Source organism: Bradyrhizobium yuanmingense (genome assembly GCF_029167105.1).
Lineage (GTDB): Bacteria > Pseudomonadota > Alphaproteobacteria > Rhizobiales > Xanthobacteraceae > Bradyrhizobium > Bradyrhizobium yuanmingense_A.
Map to the genome: position 1 here is coordinate 126,101 of NZ_JARFML010000013.1, position 15,204 is coordinate 141,304.

At 61.8% G+C, this 15,204-nt stretch carries 15 protein-coding genes; 14 read left to right on the forward strand and 1 reads right to left on the reverse strand.

The window, feature by feature from the left end; all coding sequences use genetic code 11:
* The first annotated feature begins 20 nt into the window (after window positions 1-20).
* The 4 genes from P0R31_RS18825 to P0R31_RS18840 all read left to right on the forward strand — a co-directional run bounded on the left by P0R31_RS18825 (window position 21) and on the right by P0R31_RS18840 (window position 2,308).
* Window positions 21-668 (forward strand): helix-turn-helix domain-containing protein, encoded by a 648-nt coding sequence (locus P0R31_RS18825; protein ID WP_275515438.1) that lies wholly within the window; start codon window positions 21-23, stop codon window positions 666-668.
* A gap of 153 nt (window positions 669-821) precedes the next feature.
* The gene (locus P0R31_RS18830) at window positions 822-1,010 is read left to right on the forward strand and encodes a hypothetical protein (RefSeq protein ID WP_275515593.1); all 189 of its coding nucleotides are present in this window, start codon (window positions 822-824) and stop codon (window positions 1,008-1,010) included.
* A 36-nt stretch (window positions 1,011-1,046) separates the two neighbouring features.
* Complete coding sequence (locus tag P0R31_RS18835) at window positions 1,047-1,262, forward strand: hypothetical protein (protein ID WP_275515440.1); 216 nt, start codon at window positions 1,047-1,049, stop codon at window positions 1,260-1,262.
* Window positions 1,263-1,396: 134 nt separating this feature from the next.
* Entirely contained in the window at window positions 1,397-2,308 is a 912-nt protein-coding gene (locus P0R31_RS18840; protein ID WP_430516845.1) for a catalase, read from the forward strand.
* A gap of 27 nt (window positions 2,309-2,335) precedes the next feature.
* On the opposite strand, the gene P0R31_RS18845 is transcribed toward P0R31_RS18840, so the two are convergent.
* Window positions 2,336-3,268: a helix-turn-helix domain-containing protein gene (locus P0R31_RS18845; protein ID WP_275515442.1), complete on the reverse strand. Its 933-nt coding sequence runs from the start codon at window positions 3,266-3,268 to the stop codon at window positions 2,336-2,338.
* Window positions 3,269-3,650: 382 nt separating this feature from the next.
* On the opposite strand from P0R31_RS18845, the gene P0R31_RS18850 reads away from it, so the two are divergent.
* The 10 genes from P0R31_RS18850 to P0R31_RS18895 all read left to right on the forward strand — a co-directional run bounded on the left by P0R31_RS18850 (window position 3,651) and on the right by P0R31_RS18895 (window position 15,191).
* A complete protein-coding gene (locus P0R31_RS18850) occupies window positions 3,651-4,607 on the forward strand; it encodes a helix-turn-helix transcriptional regulator (protein ID WP_430516842.1) in 957 nt (318 codons plus the stop codon).
* A 1,018-nt stretch (window positions 4,608-5,625) separates the two neighbouring features.
* The gene (locus P0R31_RS18855) at window positions 5,626-6,843 is read left to right on the forward strand and encodes an NAD(P)/FAD-dependent oxidoreductase (RefSeq protein ID WP_275515443.1); all 1,218 of its coding nucleotides are present in this window, start codon (window positions 5,626-5,628) and stop codon (window positions 6,841-6,843) included.
* Window positions 6,844-6,939: 96 nt separating this feature from the next.
* Window positions 6,940-7,869, forward strand: a complete 930-nt coding sequence (locus P0R31_RS18860) for an MBL fold metallo-hydrolase (protein WP_275515445.1) — start codon at window positions 6,940-6,942, stop codon at window positions 7,867-7,869.
* Between the two features lie 111 nt (window positions 7,870-7,980).
* The gene (locus P0R31_RS18865) at window positions 7,981-8,802 is read left to right on the forward strand and encodes an AraC family transcriptional regulator (RefSeq protein WP_275515447.1); all 822 of its coding nucleotides are present in this window, start codon (window positions 7,981-7,983) and stop codon (window positions 8,800-8,802) included.
* A gap of 400 nt (window positions 8,803-9,202) precedes the next feature.
* The gene (locus tag P0R31_RS18870) at window positions 9,203-9,979 is read left to right on the forward strand and encodes a helix-turn-helix transcriptional regulator (protein WP_275515448.1); all 777 of its coding nucleotides are present in this window, start codon (window positions 9,203-9,205) and stop codon (window positions 9,977-9,979) included.
* Between the two features lie 135 nt (window positions 9,980-10,114).
* A complete protein-coding gene (locus P0R31_RS18875; RefSeq protein WP_275515450.1) occupies window positions 10,115-11,065 on the forward strand; it encodes an ABC transporter substrate-binding protein in 951 nt (316 codons plus the stop codon).
* The gene (locus P0R31_RS18880) at window positions 11,062-11,865 is read left to right on the forward strand and encodes an ABC transporter ATP-binding protein (protein WP_275515451.1); all 804 of its coding nucleotides are present in this window, start codon (window positions 11,062-11,064) and stop codon (window positions 11,863-11,865) included. Before P0R31_RS18875 ends, P0R31_RS18880 begins: the two co-directional genes overlap by 4 nt.
* A 67-nt stretch (window positions 11,866-11,932) precedes the next feature.
* A complete protein-coding gene (locus P0R31_RS18885; protein WP_275515452.1) occupies window positions 11,933-12,625 on the forward strand; it encodes an ABC transporter permease in 693 nt (230 codons plus the stop codon).
* Window positions 12,622-13,380, forward strand: coding sequence for an ABC transporter permease (locus tag P0R31_RS18890; RefSeq protein WP_275515453.1), 759 nt, complete (start codon window positions 12,622-12,624; stop codon window positions 13,378-13,380). Before P0R31_RS18885 ends, P0R31_RS18890 begins: the two co-directional genes overlap by 4 nt.
* A gap of 32 nt (window positions 13,381-13,412) precedes the next feature.
* Window positions 13,413-15,191: an SDR family NAD(P)-dependent oxidoreductase gene (locus P0R31_RS18895; RefSeq protein WP_275515454.1), complete on the forward strand. Its 1,779-nt coding sequence runs from the start codon at window positions 13,413-13,415 to the stop codon at window positions 15,189-15,191.
* Window positions 15,192-15,204: the final 13 nt, after the last annotated feature.

A 15,204-nucleotide genomic window follows, 5' to 3' on the forward strand; every position in this document is an offset into this window, starting at 1 on the left:
TCATTTAGAGGACCTATCTGATGGCAAGGGCCAAGAGCTCGAAAACAGTCTCACGCCAGGCGCCTGAATACCGTACCGGCTCCAACGCACCGCAGGACCCCCGCAACCTCGAACGCGCCCTGGGTGCCCAGATCCGAAAGTTGCGCCGGGACGGCGATCTGTCGGTGCTCGACTTATCAGCCGCCTCGTCGATCTCGGCCGGGATGCTGTCGAAGATCGAGAACGGGCAGATTTCTCCGTCACTGGCGACGCTTCAGTCGATCGCAAAGGCGCTCAACGTCCCGCTCAGCCTGTTGTTTGCGGCCTCCGAAGAGCGACGCGATTGTTCATTCGTGCGCGCCAAGCAGGGCGTCGTGATCGAGCGGCGCGGAACCAAAGTGGGGCATGTCTACCAATTGCTCGGACATGTCATCGGCGGCGACGTCGTCGTCGAGCCGTACATGATCACGTTGAAGGAGGACGCCGAGCCCTTCACGGCATTCCAACACGCCGGCATGGAATTCATCTACATGCTCACTGGCGAGGTCGACTATCGGCACGGCGACAGCAGTTACCGTCTGCGGCCCGGCGATTCCATCCTGTTTGATTCCGGCGCATTGCACGGTCCCGAGAGGCTCGTCAAGCTGCCGATGACGTATCTGTCTATCATCGTGTATCCGCGCGGGTGATCTTCGCTATCTTGCCTGTCGGGTTCTGACCTGTCATTCGGCCTGCAATATTGACCTCCTAGACCAGGGGATCGGCGTCCAAAATTGCCCCCTACAGATTGGTCTGTTGCGCTGCCTTCTTTGGAACGAAGCAGGTGGTGGGGGATACTAATCGTGGAGACGATTGCCCGGATCCGGCGCGAGCACTTCATCAAGGGCAAGACGATCAAGGAGATCGCCCGTGACCTGAAGGTGTCGCGGAACCTCCGGAGGCCCGACCGATTGGCCGGGCGCATGCATTGGCAGCAATCGCTCTGTAGGTACGGCAATCGCTCTGGCGCAGCAGCAGATCCGATCCGCTAAATCATGGGCCGACATCCAACCGGACGGAGAAAGAAGATGATCTGGAAAAACGTCGTCAGTCTTCGTGCGATCGCACCGGCTTCTGCACGCTGGTCCGCAAAGTCTGTTCTTCGCTCGAAGACGGCCGTGACCGCGTCCGACATCGCCAGCATTCTTCAGAACCTATTTTTGGACGTACGCGATACCTACCGGCCCGAGCTGCACTACATGCGTGGCCCTGGCCCGAAATGGCGGGCCAAGCATCAGCTTTGACGAACGGTACGCATCGGGGATGCTGCCGTCGGCAAGCTTTGTCGCAGAAACGGACAAGGCGGGAGGGATTCGGGAAAGACTCCCAAGCTGTCCTGCCCAAGAACTTTACTAACTTTAGATCACGAGGTCCCGTCCTGCCCAAGCTCCCCCGCGGCCTTGCCGGCTCCGCATCCATAGTCGCCGCCATGAAGACGGTTGCCGGTCTTCCGCCAAGGTCACGTGCGAGCTTTGCCAATGGCCGATGCGTTCGCGGCACCTATACGCCATCGGACCAGGCGAAGGAGATCACGAAATCCTGTAGCTTCACAAAGCCTTCGCGCCTCCTGGCGCGCTTCTCGGTGGCGGAAGGCCCAGACACCAACTACCTGTTGCTCCGCGGATTCAGCTTCCGGCTTGGCAGCGATGGCGAGCGCTCGGATATTTTAACTCAGAGCGCCCCGGTTCATTTCGCGAGGACCCCCGACCAGATGCTGGCTTTCCTTCGAGCACGTATTCCAGGACCCGACGGCAAGCCGGATGTGGAAATGGTCGAGACATTTTCAGTTGCCAATCCCGAGACGCTGCATCAGGCGAGCTACATCGCCGCGCATCCGCCTGCCGCAAGCTTTGCCTCAACAACCTATTGGGGCGTGCACGCGTTTCCCGCGACGAACTCAAGAGGCGAGACAAGGTTCATCAAGTTCAAGGTCACGCCAGTCGGCGAACAGGCGGCGAGGCGCGGGGCCGCAGCCAACGCAAAACCCACCGAGCTGCTGCACGACCTCGAATCCCGGATCGCGGCTCGCGATATGAGGTTCAGTGTGATGGCGCTGCTGGACCGTCCGGGCGACCCGGTCATGGACGTGACGGTCCGATGGCCCGATGAGGACGGACGCGAAGCGGTACGGCTGGGAACGATTGTGATCACTGGTGTTGAAGAAAATGATGCCTGCGACGAACCCGTCTTCCAACCGGAAACTCTGGCCGAAGGAATCGGTCATCCGTTGGACGAGATGTTTGCGGTGCGTCGCGCCGCTTACGCTATCTCGCAGGCAACGCGTCGCTGAGCGAAAAGGCTTCTGCCGGGGCTCCGATCATTTCTCGCTTTCCGGTGCACCCTGCGCCTCGCGGCGCCACGTTCCCGGGCTGACGCCGACCACAGACGAAAACACCCTCGTGAAGTGGCTTTGATTGGCGAACCCGGCCGATATTGCAATTTCCGACAGCGACAGGTCGCGAACCGTCATCAGTTGCTTGGCCGCCTTCACACGCTGGCGCAGCAGCCACTGGTGCGGCGGCAGGCCGGTGGAGATGCGAAACGCGCGCGAAAAGTGGCTGATCGAAAGATCGAACTCGGCCGCGATTTCCTGCAACGAAAGCTTTCCGCCGAGATCGGACTCCAGCCTTTCGCAGACGCGCTTGACTTGCCACGGCGCAAGACCGCCGCGATTCGGTTCAGTGCAGGGACGTAGCCCGCCGTAGGCCTGGGCGACGTGTGCGGTGAGCGCGAGCATCATGTGATCGATGAAAAGCTGGTTCGTCTCGTCTGGCCGACGCAGCGCTTGTTGCAATGACGCGCCGATATGACGGACGACCGTGTCGTCATGGCCTACGCCGGGTTCACAGGCAAGCTGACCGACGCGCGGCATGCGGGCCTGCTCAGTGAGGCCGTCGAGCGCCGAGCGCGGCAAATAGAAAAACAGGGAGTGGAACGGCTTGTCGATCACGTAGCGCGGATCGCGCTTGAGATCGTACAGATAGGTCGCTCCCGCGGGAACATCCGCTTTCATCACGCACTTGCCATTTTCCCAGAGTTCGCAGTCGGGATAATCGTGAAGTTTGAGGCTGACGACGAAAGCATCCTCCGCGGTAAAGGAACCGGAAAGACCCGGCACTGGATTGTCATCCCGGGTTTCGGTGACTGCGAGCTCCACCCCGCGCAGTGAACTCGTTATCAGCGAGGGCGGCGCATCCTTCAGGTGCAAAAACTGCCCGAGCTTCCGGCCGAAGGCGCTCGCCTGTGTCATAGGATAACTCTTTCAGTGAAGTTGGGCTGACAATCGCCCGCACGCGATTTCGCGAACCATTATCTGACGCTAGCGCACGGTCGTCCAGTTTCGTCGTGGCAGTTTCGTGACACAAAGGCTCGATGTCTGCTCGAGCGCGTCAGCGATTTTGTCCATTCGTTGCCGCTTACGACGGCTCCCGGCGTCGATTGCCTATTTCGACAGCAGCTAGCCGCCACCGTCCGCCGCGCTGATTGCGACTTTAATCGCGGCGCGGGCACCTAGCATCAGCCGACAGCAGGATCAGGCAAAGCATGGGAGTTTTGAGAAAGACGCTGGGCCTGTACCCGCTTAGAACGCGCGCCGAACGCTCAACGATGCTCCTCGAAGCTAGGACAGGTTCATGAGCCAGCCAATCTTGCGCGATCATTCGCACCAACAAAATCAGCCAGACGCCCCCAGGGCGCAGCAGCGTTATTTGCAGGTTGCCGACCGCCGTCCTGCCGATGTTGAGATGGCACGCGTGCTTCACACCAAACCACTCAGCATGGCTTTGGACCCCTCCGGGAGCGCGATCGCTCACTGGAAACATGAGCCATTGCACGACGTCGTCGAGCCTATGAGCCATCACGTCATTATGGCTTACAACGGCTCGATGCAGCGCATGGAGCGCCGGACAGGCAGATCGGTTGCGATCGGAACGTTTCGGCCCGGAGTATTGATAGTCATTCCGGAAGGATCAAGCTCACGATGGGATATTCCGAAACCTGTTGATGTCGTTCAGCTCTATCTTCCTCACGCAGTGCTCAAGCGCGTTGCTGACGAAGCCAACACCGCCACACCGATCGACCTCGTGGAGCGAACGGCGCATCACGACCCCATTACGTCCCGATTGATCTTGAGCGCGACGGATGTCCTGGAGAGCAATGAGGCGCTGGATACGCTGTTCAGGCACCAATTAATAGACCTTCTGGCCACGCGTCTTCTGGCTGCGCACACCGGCTCGCCAACGACGATCCAGCCAACAATGGGCGGGCTGTCGCCGAAGGTCCTGCTCCGTGCCACCGAACGCTTGCGCTCGGAAAGCGATTCGGACGTCTCGCTCGCGGCGCTGGCTTCGGATGCCGGTCTATCGCGCTTTCATTTCTGCCGTGCCTTCAAGGAAAGCACCGGGCTTTCGCCTCATGCCTGGCTGCGCCAGTACCGGCTCGAGCAGGCCATGAGCATGCTGCGCGATAGCGATGAATCCGTCGTCTCGATCGCGGCGGCCCTCGGCTACTCCTCCCAGACCGCCTTCGCCGCGGCATTCAAGAAACTGACCGGCGAAACGCCAAGCGACTGGAGACGTCACAAGCGCTGACGGCATTCGTTCTACCGTAACAAACTTTTCCCCACAGCGGGAAATGTCCACGACGCAGTCGCACTTATGGCCGACCACGTCCATGGCTTTCCCCCACGGCATCACTGCGGTTCTAGCGGTGAGTGGGAAATCGGCGGACCGCGATCCAGCCGGTCATTGACGCGTTGTCGCCGATGGCAATGCCGCCGCACCGGCGAACACTTGCGCGGACATCGATACCGATGTCTCACTCGCGAGGCGGGCCTGTCGAGCTTCCACTTCTGCCGAGCCTTCAAGGAAAGCACCGGGATCTCGCCGCCCGTTCGGCTGCGCCACAGTACCGCTCGATCACCATGAACATGCCGCAAGTCGCCGACGCATGGTTTTTTTGTCGCTGGCGGCGGAGCTCGGCTGCGAGGTCTCGTACGCCCTCGCCGTGGCGTTCGGCGATGGGCTGGGCGAAAGCCCTAGCGTTTGGCAACGCCGCACGCGTTAGCAGCAATCGCTCTGCAGGTACAGCAATCGCTCTGGCGCAGTCGCATCTTCGGTCCGCTAGATCATGAGGGTGCCCCACGCCCCCAGCAGACGGAGACAAAATGCTCAGGAAGAACTTGGTCGACCGGCTTGCAATCACTTCACGCCGAAAAGGCTTCGTGACCGCACTCGTGTACGGACTTTCGTTGGGAGTTCGCTTCACTTCAGCAGCGGGCGAGGAGGTGGAAATTCCGGCGCAGGCCGTGCAACGGACCAGTCCCGTGATTTCCATCATGTCCAAAGTAGGCGCCCAGCTCCCCTACCAGAACTGGGGCCCGAGCCCAGCTTTGCCCGTGACCCTTAACCGTGGCTGGGCATCCCCTTTCGGAGGCTGCCGCGCGGCTTGTGAAAACCCCATGCCGATGTCTTCGGCACCGAACTGCCTACCATAGGCCCGCCGGTCTTCGGTCCACATCTTCGCGTCGACGTCGATCGGGGGATGCTCGCCGCCAAAGAGAAGCCGGCGGCGCACTACCGAGAAAGTCAAACCAAAGGAGTAGATCACATGCGACTTGTTATCATAGGAGCCGGCTTCGCTGGCATGTACGCCGCACTTTCCGCAGCCCGCCTGCGCGATATCCGGGGCGTTTCGCCCGAGGAGCTCGAGATCGCGCTGGTTGCGCCAGAGCCAACGTTGGTGGTCCGGCCGCGGCTGTACGAACCGAAGCCCGAGACCCTGACTGCGCCGCTGCTGGATGTGCTCAAGGCCGTCGATGTTACTTACGTGCAAGGCAGCGCCGAAACCATCGACGCCAAATCCCGCACGGTGGGCATCGTCGCCACCAAGGGTGCGAAGAAGACCCTTTCCTACGACCGGCTGGTGGTGGCGACCGGCAGCCGGCTATTCCGTCCGAACATTCCGGGCCTTAGTGAGCACGGATTTAGCGTCGACTCGCTCGATGATGCAATCGCCCTCGACAAGCATTTGCACGGCCTGGCGAAACGGCCGGCGGCGAACGGGCGTGACACGGTTGTCGTTGCCGGCGGCGGTTTCACCGGCATCGAGGCGGCCACCGAGATGCCCTCGCGACTGCGCGGAATCCTCGGCAAGGACGCCAAGACGCGCGTCATCATCGTCGACCGCAACAAGGCGATCGCACCTGATATGGGCGAAGGCCCCCGCCCTGTCATCGAGGAGGCCCTGCGCAAGCTCGGCGTGGAGACCCGGCTTGGCGCCGGCATTACATCGCTCGACGAATCCGGCGTCACGCTTTCCGACGGCGACCACATCGAGGCCGAGACCGTGATCTGGGCGGCAGGCATTCGCGCGGCGCCGTTGACCCAGCAGATCCCGGCCGAGCGCGACAATTTCGGCCGCCTACTGGTCGACCGGGATTTGCGCGTGCCATCAGTGCCAGGTGTCTTCGCCACCGGCGATGCCGCCCGGGCCGCAAGCGACGATATCGGCAATTGCGCGCTGATGTCGTGTCAGCACGCCACGCGAATGGGCGCTTTTGCCGGCAACAACGCCGCCGCCGAACTGCTGGGCGTTCCGACCAAGCCCTATCACCAGAAGGGCTACGTCACCTGCCTCGACCTCGGCGAAGCCGGTGCGCTGTTCACCGTTGGCTGGGAACGCAAAGTGGCGATGGTCGGCGAGGTCGCCAAGAAGACCAAGCAGGAGATCAACACCGTCTGGATCTATCCGCCGCGGCCCCAGCGTGCCGCCGCGCTGGCCGCTGCCGATCCGGAGCGTGTGACTGACGTGAGTGGCTTCTTCTAGATGCTTCACGCGAAATGGGCCGCGCTTCTCGCTGGCTGCGCGGCCAGCTCAACCGAGACCAGCCAGTAGCCTTGAACATGAAACAGGAGATCGAACATGGACGTAGACACGAGCCTTGCCAACACCTCACACCGCAGTGGACCGGGGTCCAACGAATTGGTTCCGTCGCGCTACGCGGTGCAGGTCGGCGACATTGACGTGCTGGTCGTCAGCGACGGCGTGCTACCGCTCCCAACCGCAATGTTGGCACACAACGTGGACCCTACCTTCCGGGCAACCTGGCTGAAAGACATGTTCCTGCCGCCCGACGCTTACGATTGGGCGCTGAATGTGGTCGTGGTGCGTAGCGGCGACCGGACCATACTCGTCGATGCTGGGCTGGGGCTCGACCCGGACTTGCACTTGCCGCGCGCCGGGCAATTGATCAAGCGACTGAAGGCCGCCGGCATCGATCTTGCGTCCGTGACCGACGTGGTGCTGACCCACATGCACATGGACCACATCGGTGGGCTGCTCGTCGAAGGGGTCAAGGAACAGCTACGTCCGGACCTGCGGATCCACGTGGCGGCCGCCGAGGTCAAGTTCTGGGAGGCGCCCGATTTCTCCCACGTCTCCATGCCGCCGGGCTTCCCGGATGCGCTTCGATCGACGGCCAAGCGGTTCGTGAAAGAGTACCGCAGCCAGCTACTGCCGTTCGAGGAGGAGTACGAGCTGGCACCGGGAGTGGTCGTCACTCGCACCGGTGGCCACACCCCCGGGCACAGCGTGGTCCGCGTGGCGTCCGGCGGCGACCGGCTGACGTTCGCCGGCGACCTCGTGTTCGCGGTCGGGTTCGAGCACCCCGACTGGTACAACGGCTTCGAACACGATCCCGAGGAGTCGGCCCGCGTTCGTATCAGTCTTTTGCGGGAACTGGCTGAGACCGGTGGACTGCTGGTGGCCACTCACCTGCCGTTCCCGTCCGTCGGACATGTGGCAGTCGACGGCGACGCCTTTCGCTGGGCGCCGGTCTTCTGGGACTACTGATCGCGCAGTTCGATCGAGAGGCGCCTCGTAAGCGCTTCATTCGGTACGGGCCGCGTTACCAGCGCCGGAGCGCGGCCCGCTCACCCAAATTCCTCTTGGAGCTCGACCTCGATGAAACACGAGACCGTGCGCGCCTCGCAGCTCAACGGCTGCGCCTTCTGCGTGCACATGCATGTCAAGGAAGCCACCCTCCACGGCGAGTGCGCGCTCCCGTTGATGACCCGGGCGCTACCTGAGTGTCCGCTCAAAGATGCTGCCGGCTCCACGGACCAAACCACTCCGTACGGCTACGGATTTGCAAAAGCGATGTCGGGCGGCAATGGGAGCGTTTGCAAGGAAGTGTGGTTCAAGCATTTGCCCACCGCAAGCCTTTCGGCCTATCGTCAACTATTTGGGGTAACACCAAAGTTCGGAATGCCGCGCGTCGGATTCGTTTTCTCCGCACGCGACCTCGATAGGCCAAATCAGACGAGAAGCGACGTCTTGAGCGACATTTCGCTGCACTTCCTGCAAACGCGGCAAGGTTCTCGAGCGGCCAGCACCACATTCGACGTGCGGCGCATTATTTCTCGCATGATCGGCTCCGAACCGGTCAACCAGGCGGACGTCGCGGCTGAACTTTGCATAACGGTGAGAACTCTACAGCGCCGTCTGCGAGCCGAAAACACGTGCTTCGATGCCATACTGGACGATATTCGCCGCGGCCTGACGTCCGATTATTTGCGACAAACCACGCTGTCTCTGTCGCAAGTCGCCGAACGCCTTCAGTTCAACGACACGTCAGCTTTTACCAGGGCATGTCACCGTTGGTTTGGATCTTCCCCAAAATCTGTTCGCCAGGTATTCTTGGCCGAAGACACGCAGCGACGACGGGAAGTCCATGGGTCCCTGGTTGGCGCGCTTGCTGACAACCTTAACCCGGTCGTTTCCTGACGGCTCACCATGGAATATCCTATCGAAGGGCGGCCTAACTCGCGAAGCCGGCCCGTGGTTCTCAAGGGCCCCCGTTCGTGCGCAATTCCTCGCCGGCCAAAATTGGAGTGCAAGCAGGCTCAAATCCTGGCGGCGCAGCCACCGAGACCGACTCGTTCAAGTTGCGATCCAACCGAGGAATCCGATGCATCCACGGCACCAGTGAACATCTTCTAAGTTGTTGACATTTCTTGATGTAACGGCCGGCGGCCTTGTCCAGCTTTGTTTGCGGACGTTTCACCCATTCGACTGAGATCTCGTTGCGGCATTCTCCAATTAAACCCGGACATTGCGCTTTTCTTTTTCGGATGCTGGACAGTCGAATTAGCGCTGACTTATTCTTGGTGGGGGAGGAGCCCCGGTGCAAATCAACACAAGAAAGCAGCGTATTTTGTCCGGTGTCATCGGTCTGCTTTCGGCCGAGCATGGAACCGGCCAGGAGCTGAGGACCGTTATCGGGCCGTTGCTTCTGGAGCTGCTCGACGCCGATTTCTACGCGTCCTACGCGTGGAATGCGCAAAGACAGGCCTTCGAGTTCGGCGTCTCCGTCAATCTGGACGCAGCGTGTGTTCAGACATACGAGCGCTATTTTCAGCACCGCCACAAGGAGCGACTGCCGCACTGGCTGCTTCGGGGTGTCCATCCCGTCAGCGCGCTCATTTCACACCGCGAGCTGATGCGGACGGAAATCTACAACGAATTCCTTCGCCCGTTCGGGCACTACTACGGGATTAATCTTTTTGCGTTTGACGGTGCTGACAGCATCGGCGACATCAGAATCTGGCGGCGGAACGGGCGGCCCGACTTCGGCCATACGGAGGTCGAACTTCTCAGGTTGATCGAACCTGGGTTTACCCAGGCCTTGAAACGCACCGCCCTCTCCGGGACGCCCGCAACACCGGCGAGAGAGCCGGCCAAATTATCGCCGCGCGAGGCGGCCGTGGCCGAGCTGGCCGCGCGAGGCCTCCCCGACAAGCAAATCGCTCGACGTCTCAACGTGAGTTTTGCCACGGTGAGGACGCATCTGGACAATACCTTCGCGAAACTTGGAGTTCGCAATCGCACTCAGCTTGCGTCTCTGCTCCACAGTGCAGACACAACTCCCCACCCCCATCCCCATCGCCGCACGAGGCATTGAGCACCTCGCACGCCCGGGCCTCGATAGCCCTTTTCGACCTGTTCAAATTACCAACGCGGAGTCCCCTCCCCAATCTTGGGGAGATGGTCGGCCTGTCGCGCCCTGATATCGTGCCGGCATCTCCGGGAAAAGCAGATGTCGATGCGAAACACCCTTTCTATTCTCTCCAGAGCCGCATTGGCGGTAATCGCTGTTCAATTTGCGCTTGCCAGCATCGCCGCAGCGCAAACCAAGGTTACCATCGGCGTTCCGCCCGTACCCGAATTCGTACTGCCGATGATTGCGGTCGAGAAGGGCTACTTCAAAGACCAGGGCATCGAGGCGACGATCAGGATCATTCCGGGCGGACAATCGATGCCGGCGGCGCTTCAGTCCGACTCGCTTCAGGTCGCGGCGCTGAGCACGGCGTCCCTCATTCAGGTGACCGACAGCGGCCTCGATCTCGTCGTCGTTTCGGGCGGCGCGATCGCTTCGGTCGACGACACCAATTACGGGATCGTCGCTGGTGCAAATTCCGGCATCGAGAAGCCGGAGGATTTCATCGGCAAGAAGATCGGGACTCCGGGGCTGGGGACCTTCTTCCACATCATGGCCCGCGAATGGTTTCGCCGGAAAGGCGTCGACTGGCGCAAGATCACGTTCGTCGAAAGCACGTTTCCGCAACTCGCCGATCTCCTGAAGGCACGTACGGTGGACGCCGTGCTCTCGACAAATCCCTTCCTGCAGCGCGCGGCCGCGCCCGGGATCGGCGGCAAGGTCTTCCATATCGCCGCCGATCTGCCCGATCGCCTGCCGCCCTTCGTCTATGCCAGCAGCAGAGCGTGGGCCGACGCGCATCGTCAGGCGGCCACCGGTTTCAAGCTCGCCATGGACAAGGCGGTTGCCTTTGAGCAAGGCGACTTGCCTGCCACCCTCGAGATTTTCGGCAAGTACGTGAAGATGCCGCCGGAGGTGCTGAAGACGCTGACCATCAACAAGCTGGACACGAACGTCACACCGCAGCAGGTCCAGCTTTGGGTCGACATGATGGAGAAGCAGGACATGCTGCGGAACTTCAAGTCACCCGACGCGCTCTTTCGGAAATGAATCACGTCAGCCCTCTCCTTGCGCCGGTCGATGAGGCCAGCGCAGCCCCTGCCATTGCATTCGACGACATCCGCCTCGAATTCGGCGGCAAGTGCATCCTCGAAGGGCTCTCATTCGCGGTCGCGCAAGGCGAATTCGCCTGCGTGGTCGGGCCATCCGGCTGCGGCAAGACGACGTTGCTGCGACTGGTAACCGGGCTGCTGTCGCCCAGCCGAGGCGAGGTTCGACGCCTCGGAAACGCGGTGGACGGTCCGTCGCGCGAGGTTGCGATCGTGTTTCAGGATTATGGGCGCGCGCTCCTGCCCTGGCGGACGGCGGCGGGAAACGTGGGTCTCGCCCTGGAAGCAATGGGTACCCCGCGCCAAGAGCGCGCCGAACGCATCGACGCCCTGCTCGACAAGGTCGGCCTCAGCGGGCACGGAGACAAATATCCCGCTCAATTGTCCGGCGGCATGCAGCAGCGTGTGCAGATCGCGCGCTGTCTGGCCCAGGAGCCGCGCATTCTTCTGATGGATGAGCCGTTCGGCGCGCTCGACGCACTCACCCGACAGGCCCTCCAGGACGAGATCGCGGGGCTCGTCAGCGACAGCGGAGCAACCGCGCTCTTCGTCACGCATGATCTCGATGAGGCGATCTATCTCGGCGATCGCGTGTTTGCACTCGAAGCCAATCCGGGCCGCCTGGCCGACGTCATCGACGTCGGATTGGCAAGGCCGCGCGATCAATTGCAAACGCGCGAGCATCCGGAATTCCTTCGGCTTCGCCACGTACTGTTCGACCATGTCCAGAAGTCACATTGAGTTCCTGCTGTACGCTCTTCCGGCTTGGCTGGTGCCGCTCGGTCTCCTCGGCGGTATCGAGATCGCGATGCGCGCCTCCGGCATTCAGAGCGACGGCCTCGCGCTGCCAACCCAGATTGCAGCCGCTCTGGTAGCCGCCATTGGCGACGGCGAGATCTTCGTCCGCACAGCCGAGACGATCGGCGCGATCGCCATCGGCGTTCCCGCCGGGGGAATGTTGGGTCTGTTGCTCGGCGTATGGCTTGGCCTGTCCCCTCGAGCGGCACAACTCGCCTCCTTATCCATCGAGCTGTTCCGCCCGATCCCGCCGGTTGCCGTCATTCCCCTGACGATGCTGATTTACGGCCTCGGCATCCGGATGGAGGCCGCGATCATTGCCTTCACGTGCTTCTGGCCGATGCTGCTGCTGAGCCGCGACGCGGTCGTGAGCGTCGAGCCCCGCCTTCTCGAAGTCGCCCGGATGCTTGGTTTGCCATATCGGCAACGGATCACGAAGATAGCGCTTCCGGCGGCACTTCCGAGAATATTCACCGCGGTACGGCTGACGCTGGGGATCGCCCTGATCGTCGCGGTGACGACCGAGATCGCGGCTAACCCGTTCGGGCTCGGCTATGCGATCATTTCGGCAGGCCTGAGCTTGCGTCCCGAGGTGATGTACGCGTTCCTGATTTGGCTCGCTATCCTCGGCTGGCTGCTCAATGCCGGCCTGGTCGCTCTGCATCATCGCCTGTTCGGCGCCGCCTATGGAGACGTTGCATGAGCAACCCTTCTCTGCGGGCTGGATCGGTCCTCGTGACGTTCTCGATCTTTCTGCTGTGGCAGGTGACGACAACGAGCGGCCTGGTAAAGCCTATCTTCCTGCCGTCGCCCTCGTCGACCTTCAGCAATCTCTGGCAGGGTCTGACCCGGGGCGATCTCCTTGCTCTCACGGTCGCCACCATCGAGCGGATGATTTTTGGCTGGATGCTGGCCTCGCTCGGTGGCATCCTTCTCGGCGCCCTGATCGGCCTGTCGCCGCGCGCACGCTACTGGCTGATGCCAACGCTAGAGCTGCTGCGTCCGCTCCCGGCTTCAACGCTTCTGCCCGTCGGCATCGCCTTGTTCGGCCTTCAGCCGGGCATGCTGCTCGGCATCATCGCCTTTGGTGCGGTCTGGCCTGTATTGTTGCCGACCATTCATGGCTTCAGTGCGATTGATCCGCGCCTGCGGGAGGTTGCCAGGACTCTCGGCATTGGACCGCTCGACTTCGCCATCAAATTCGGCCTGCCTAACGCGCTACCGGACGCCATCGCAGGGATGCGGCTGTCACTGACCGCCTGCCTGATCATCACCGTGGTCGGCGAAATGATCACGGCGCAAGAGGGCCTGGGCGCGACCATCATGATGGCTGCACGCTCCTTTCGCAGCACCGATCTCTATGCCGGGATCATTCTGCTCGGCGTCGTCGGCGCCATCAACAATACCCTGCTCGGCTTTATCGAACGCGCGCTCACGCCCTGGCGCGCCGGTCGCTGATGACATGCGACATCTCCAGGAGGAACCCGTCAATGAATGGGATTTTTGGCTTCAATCGCGAAACGACGGCCGAAGAGGTCCTTGCCGACATCGACCTGTCCGGTAAGGTCTATCTCGTGACCGGTGCATCGTCGGGTCTCGGCCAGGAAACCGCTCGCGTCCTGGCATCACGCGGCGCAAGCATCATCATGGCGGTGCGCTCACTCGAGAAGGGGGAGGCCGCCGCTGCTGCGATCAAGTCGGCCATTCCTGACGCCAGGCTCGAAATCCGTCAAGTCGACCTCGCTTCCTTGGCGAGCGTGCGGGGGTTTACGGAAGGTGTGGCAGCTGGCTACAGCGGACTCGACGGGATCGTCGCAAATGCAGGAGTGATGGCGATCGACCATGCCCTCACGTCTGACGGCTTCGAGATGCAATTCGGGGCCAATCATCTCGGGCATTTCCTGCTCGTCAATCGACTGGCGCCGCTGCTCATGGCGCGGGCTCCATCGCGTCTCGTGGTGATGACCTCAGGCGCGCATCGGCTGCACAATGTCGACCTCGACGACCCCAACTTCCGTCATAAACCGTACGACCGCTGGGACGCCTATGGTCAATCTAAATCGGCCAACGCCCTGTTCGCTCTGGCCTTCGACGCGCGCCATCGCGAACAAGGCGTGCGTGCGTTCACGGTGGCGCCTGGAATCATTACCGATACCAACCTTCACCATCACCTGACTCAGGGCGATTTCGCGCCGCTACGTGCCCGCCAACCCGAGGTTTCCAACCTTCCGCGCAAAAGTCTGGCCGCCGGAGCTGCGACGATGGTCTGGGCGCTGGCTCATCCCGAGCTCGACGGGCAAGGCGGCCGCTTTCTGGAAGACTGCGGCTTCTCCGAGGTGAACCCGGATCCGCGCCTGCCGAACGGGATCATGCCGTGGGCCCTCGATCAAGTCCACGCCGAGGCCGTCTGGGCCTTATCGGAGCGTCTCGTCGGCGAAAGTTTTCCGCGCGACGCCGCGGCCGGCGGTCGCACGGCATCCGGAGCTCCGCCGTCCTCTGGTGCCGTGGCGAGCGGGCTCTCGGTCAATCGCCAGGCCAGCACGAACCGCCTGGTGGGGCAGACCCTGGAAATATCGCTCGAAGCCGACGAGAAGGCAGCGCTCGAATTCCTGGCCGATGGGATGTTGCGATGGAGCGGGCTACCTGGCCTCGCGCTGGATAAAAGCGGCCTGTGCCCTGTCGATGTGGTCGAGGCCGCGCCGGACGTCCTTCTCATCGTGGCGATGCTACCCCCGCGCACGCGTGAGACGATGGCCATTGTCCTGGACCTGAGCACTCATCATGTCTTGTTCATCGTATCGCAACTCGCCGAGGATCTTCAGCCCTTCGCGAGAAAAACCCGTGTAACCCAGCGGTTCACGAAGGGACGGCTTCGCGGCTCCCCAACGCAATCCCCTGCCCCCGAGCCGACGCGCGATCTGATCGGAACACGAGCGATCTACCGCTACAGCGAGGATACGGTTTACGAGCACATCTACCTGAACACGCGCTGGTACTCCTATCAGTGCCTGAAGGGCATGCGCAGGGGCGATTGCGGGACGGACGAAGCAAGCTATTGGAAGATCCGTGATGACGTCTATGTCGTCACCTGGCGGGAGATCTTGATCGACCTCGCCGCTGCCTTCGTCTACGACATGAAAGCATGTCGGAGCACCGGCTGCGCCTGGGGAACACCAGGGGGATTGCCGGAGCCCCGGCACATCCTGACCGGAGCCTTCTTTGAGAAGCTGAGTGATGCCGGCTATCCAGCCGACATCGAGCTCGTCTGAGACGGGCGGCAGG

Bases quoted from the DNA above. Each gene is read 5' to 3' on its own strand.
- P0R31_RS18825 (WP_275515438.1), top strand. From the start codon at position 21: ATGGCAAGGGCCAAGAGCTCGAAAACAGTCTCACGCCAGGCGCCTGAA.
- P0R31_RS18835 (WP_275515440.1), top strand. From the start codon at position 1,047: ATGATCTGGAAAAACGTCGTCAGTCTTCGTGCGATCGCACCGGCTTCT.
- P0R31_RS18845 (WP_275515442.1), bottom strand. From the start codon at position 3,268: ATGACACAGGCGAGCGCCTTCGGCCGGAAGCTCGGGCAGTTTTTGCAC.
- P0R31_RS18850 (WP_430516842.1), top strand. From the start codon at position 3,651: ATGAGCCAGCCAATCTTGCGCGATCATTCGCACCAACAAAATCAGCCA.
- P0R31_RS18855 (WP_275515443.1), top strand. From the start codon at position 5,626: ATGCGACTTGTTATCATAGGAGCCGGCTTCGCTGGCATGTACGCCGCA.
- P0R31_RS18860 (WP_275515445.1), top strand. From the start codon at position 6,940: ATGGACGTAGACACGAGCCTTGCCAACACCTCACACCGCAGTGGACCG.
- P0R31_RS18865 (WP_275515447.1), top strand. From the start codon at position 7,981: ATGAAACACGAGACCGTGCGCGCCTCGCAGCTCAACGGCTGCGCCTTC.
- P0R31_RS18875 (WP_275515450.1), top strand. From the start codon at position 10,115: ATGTCGATGCGAAACACCCTTTCTATTCTCTCCAGAGCCGCATTGGCG.
- P0R31_RS18880 (WP_275515451.1), top strand. From the start codon at position 11,062: ATGAATCACGTCAGCCCTCTCCTTGCGCCGGTCGATGAGGCCAGCGCA.
- P0R31_RS18885 (WP_275515452.1), top strand. From the start codon at position 11,933: ATGCGCGCCTCCGGCATTCAGAGCGACGGCCTCGCGCTGCCAACCCAG.
- P0R31_RS18890 (WP_275515453.1), top strand. From the start codon at position 12,622: ATGAGCAACCCTTCTCTGCGGGCTGGATCGGTCCTCGTGACGTTCTCG.
- P0R31_RS18895 (WP_275515454.1), top strand. From the start codon at position 13,413: ATGAATGGGATTTTTGGCTTCAATCGCGAAACGACGGCCGAAGAGGTC.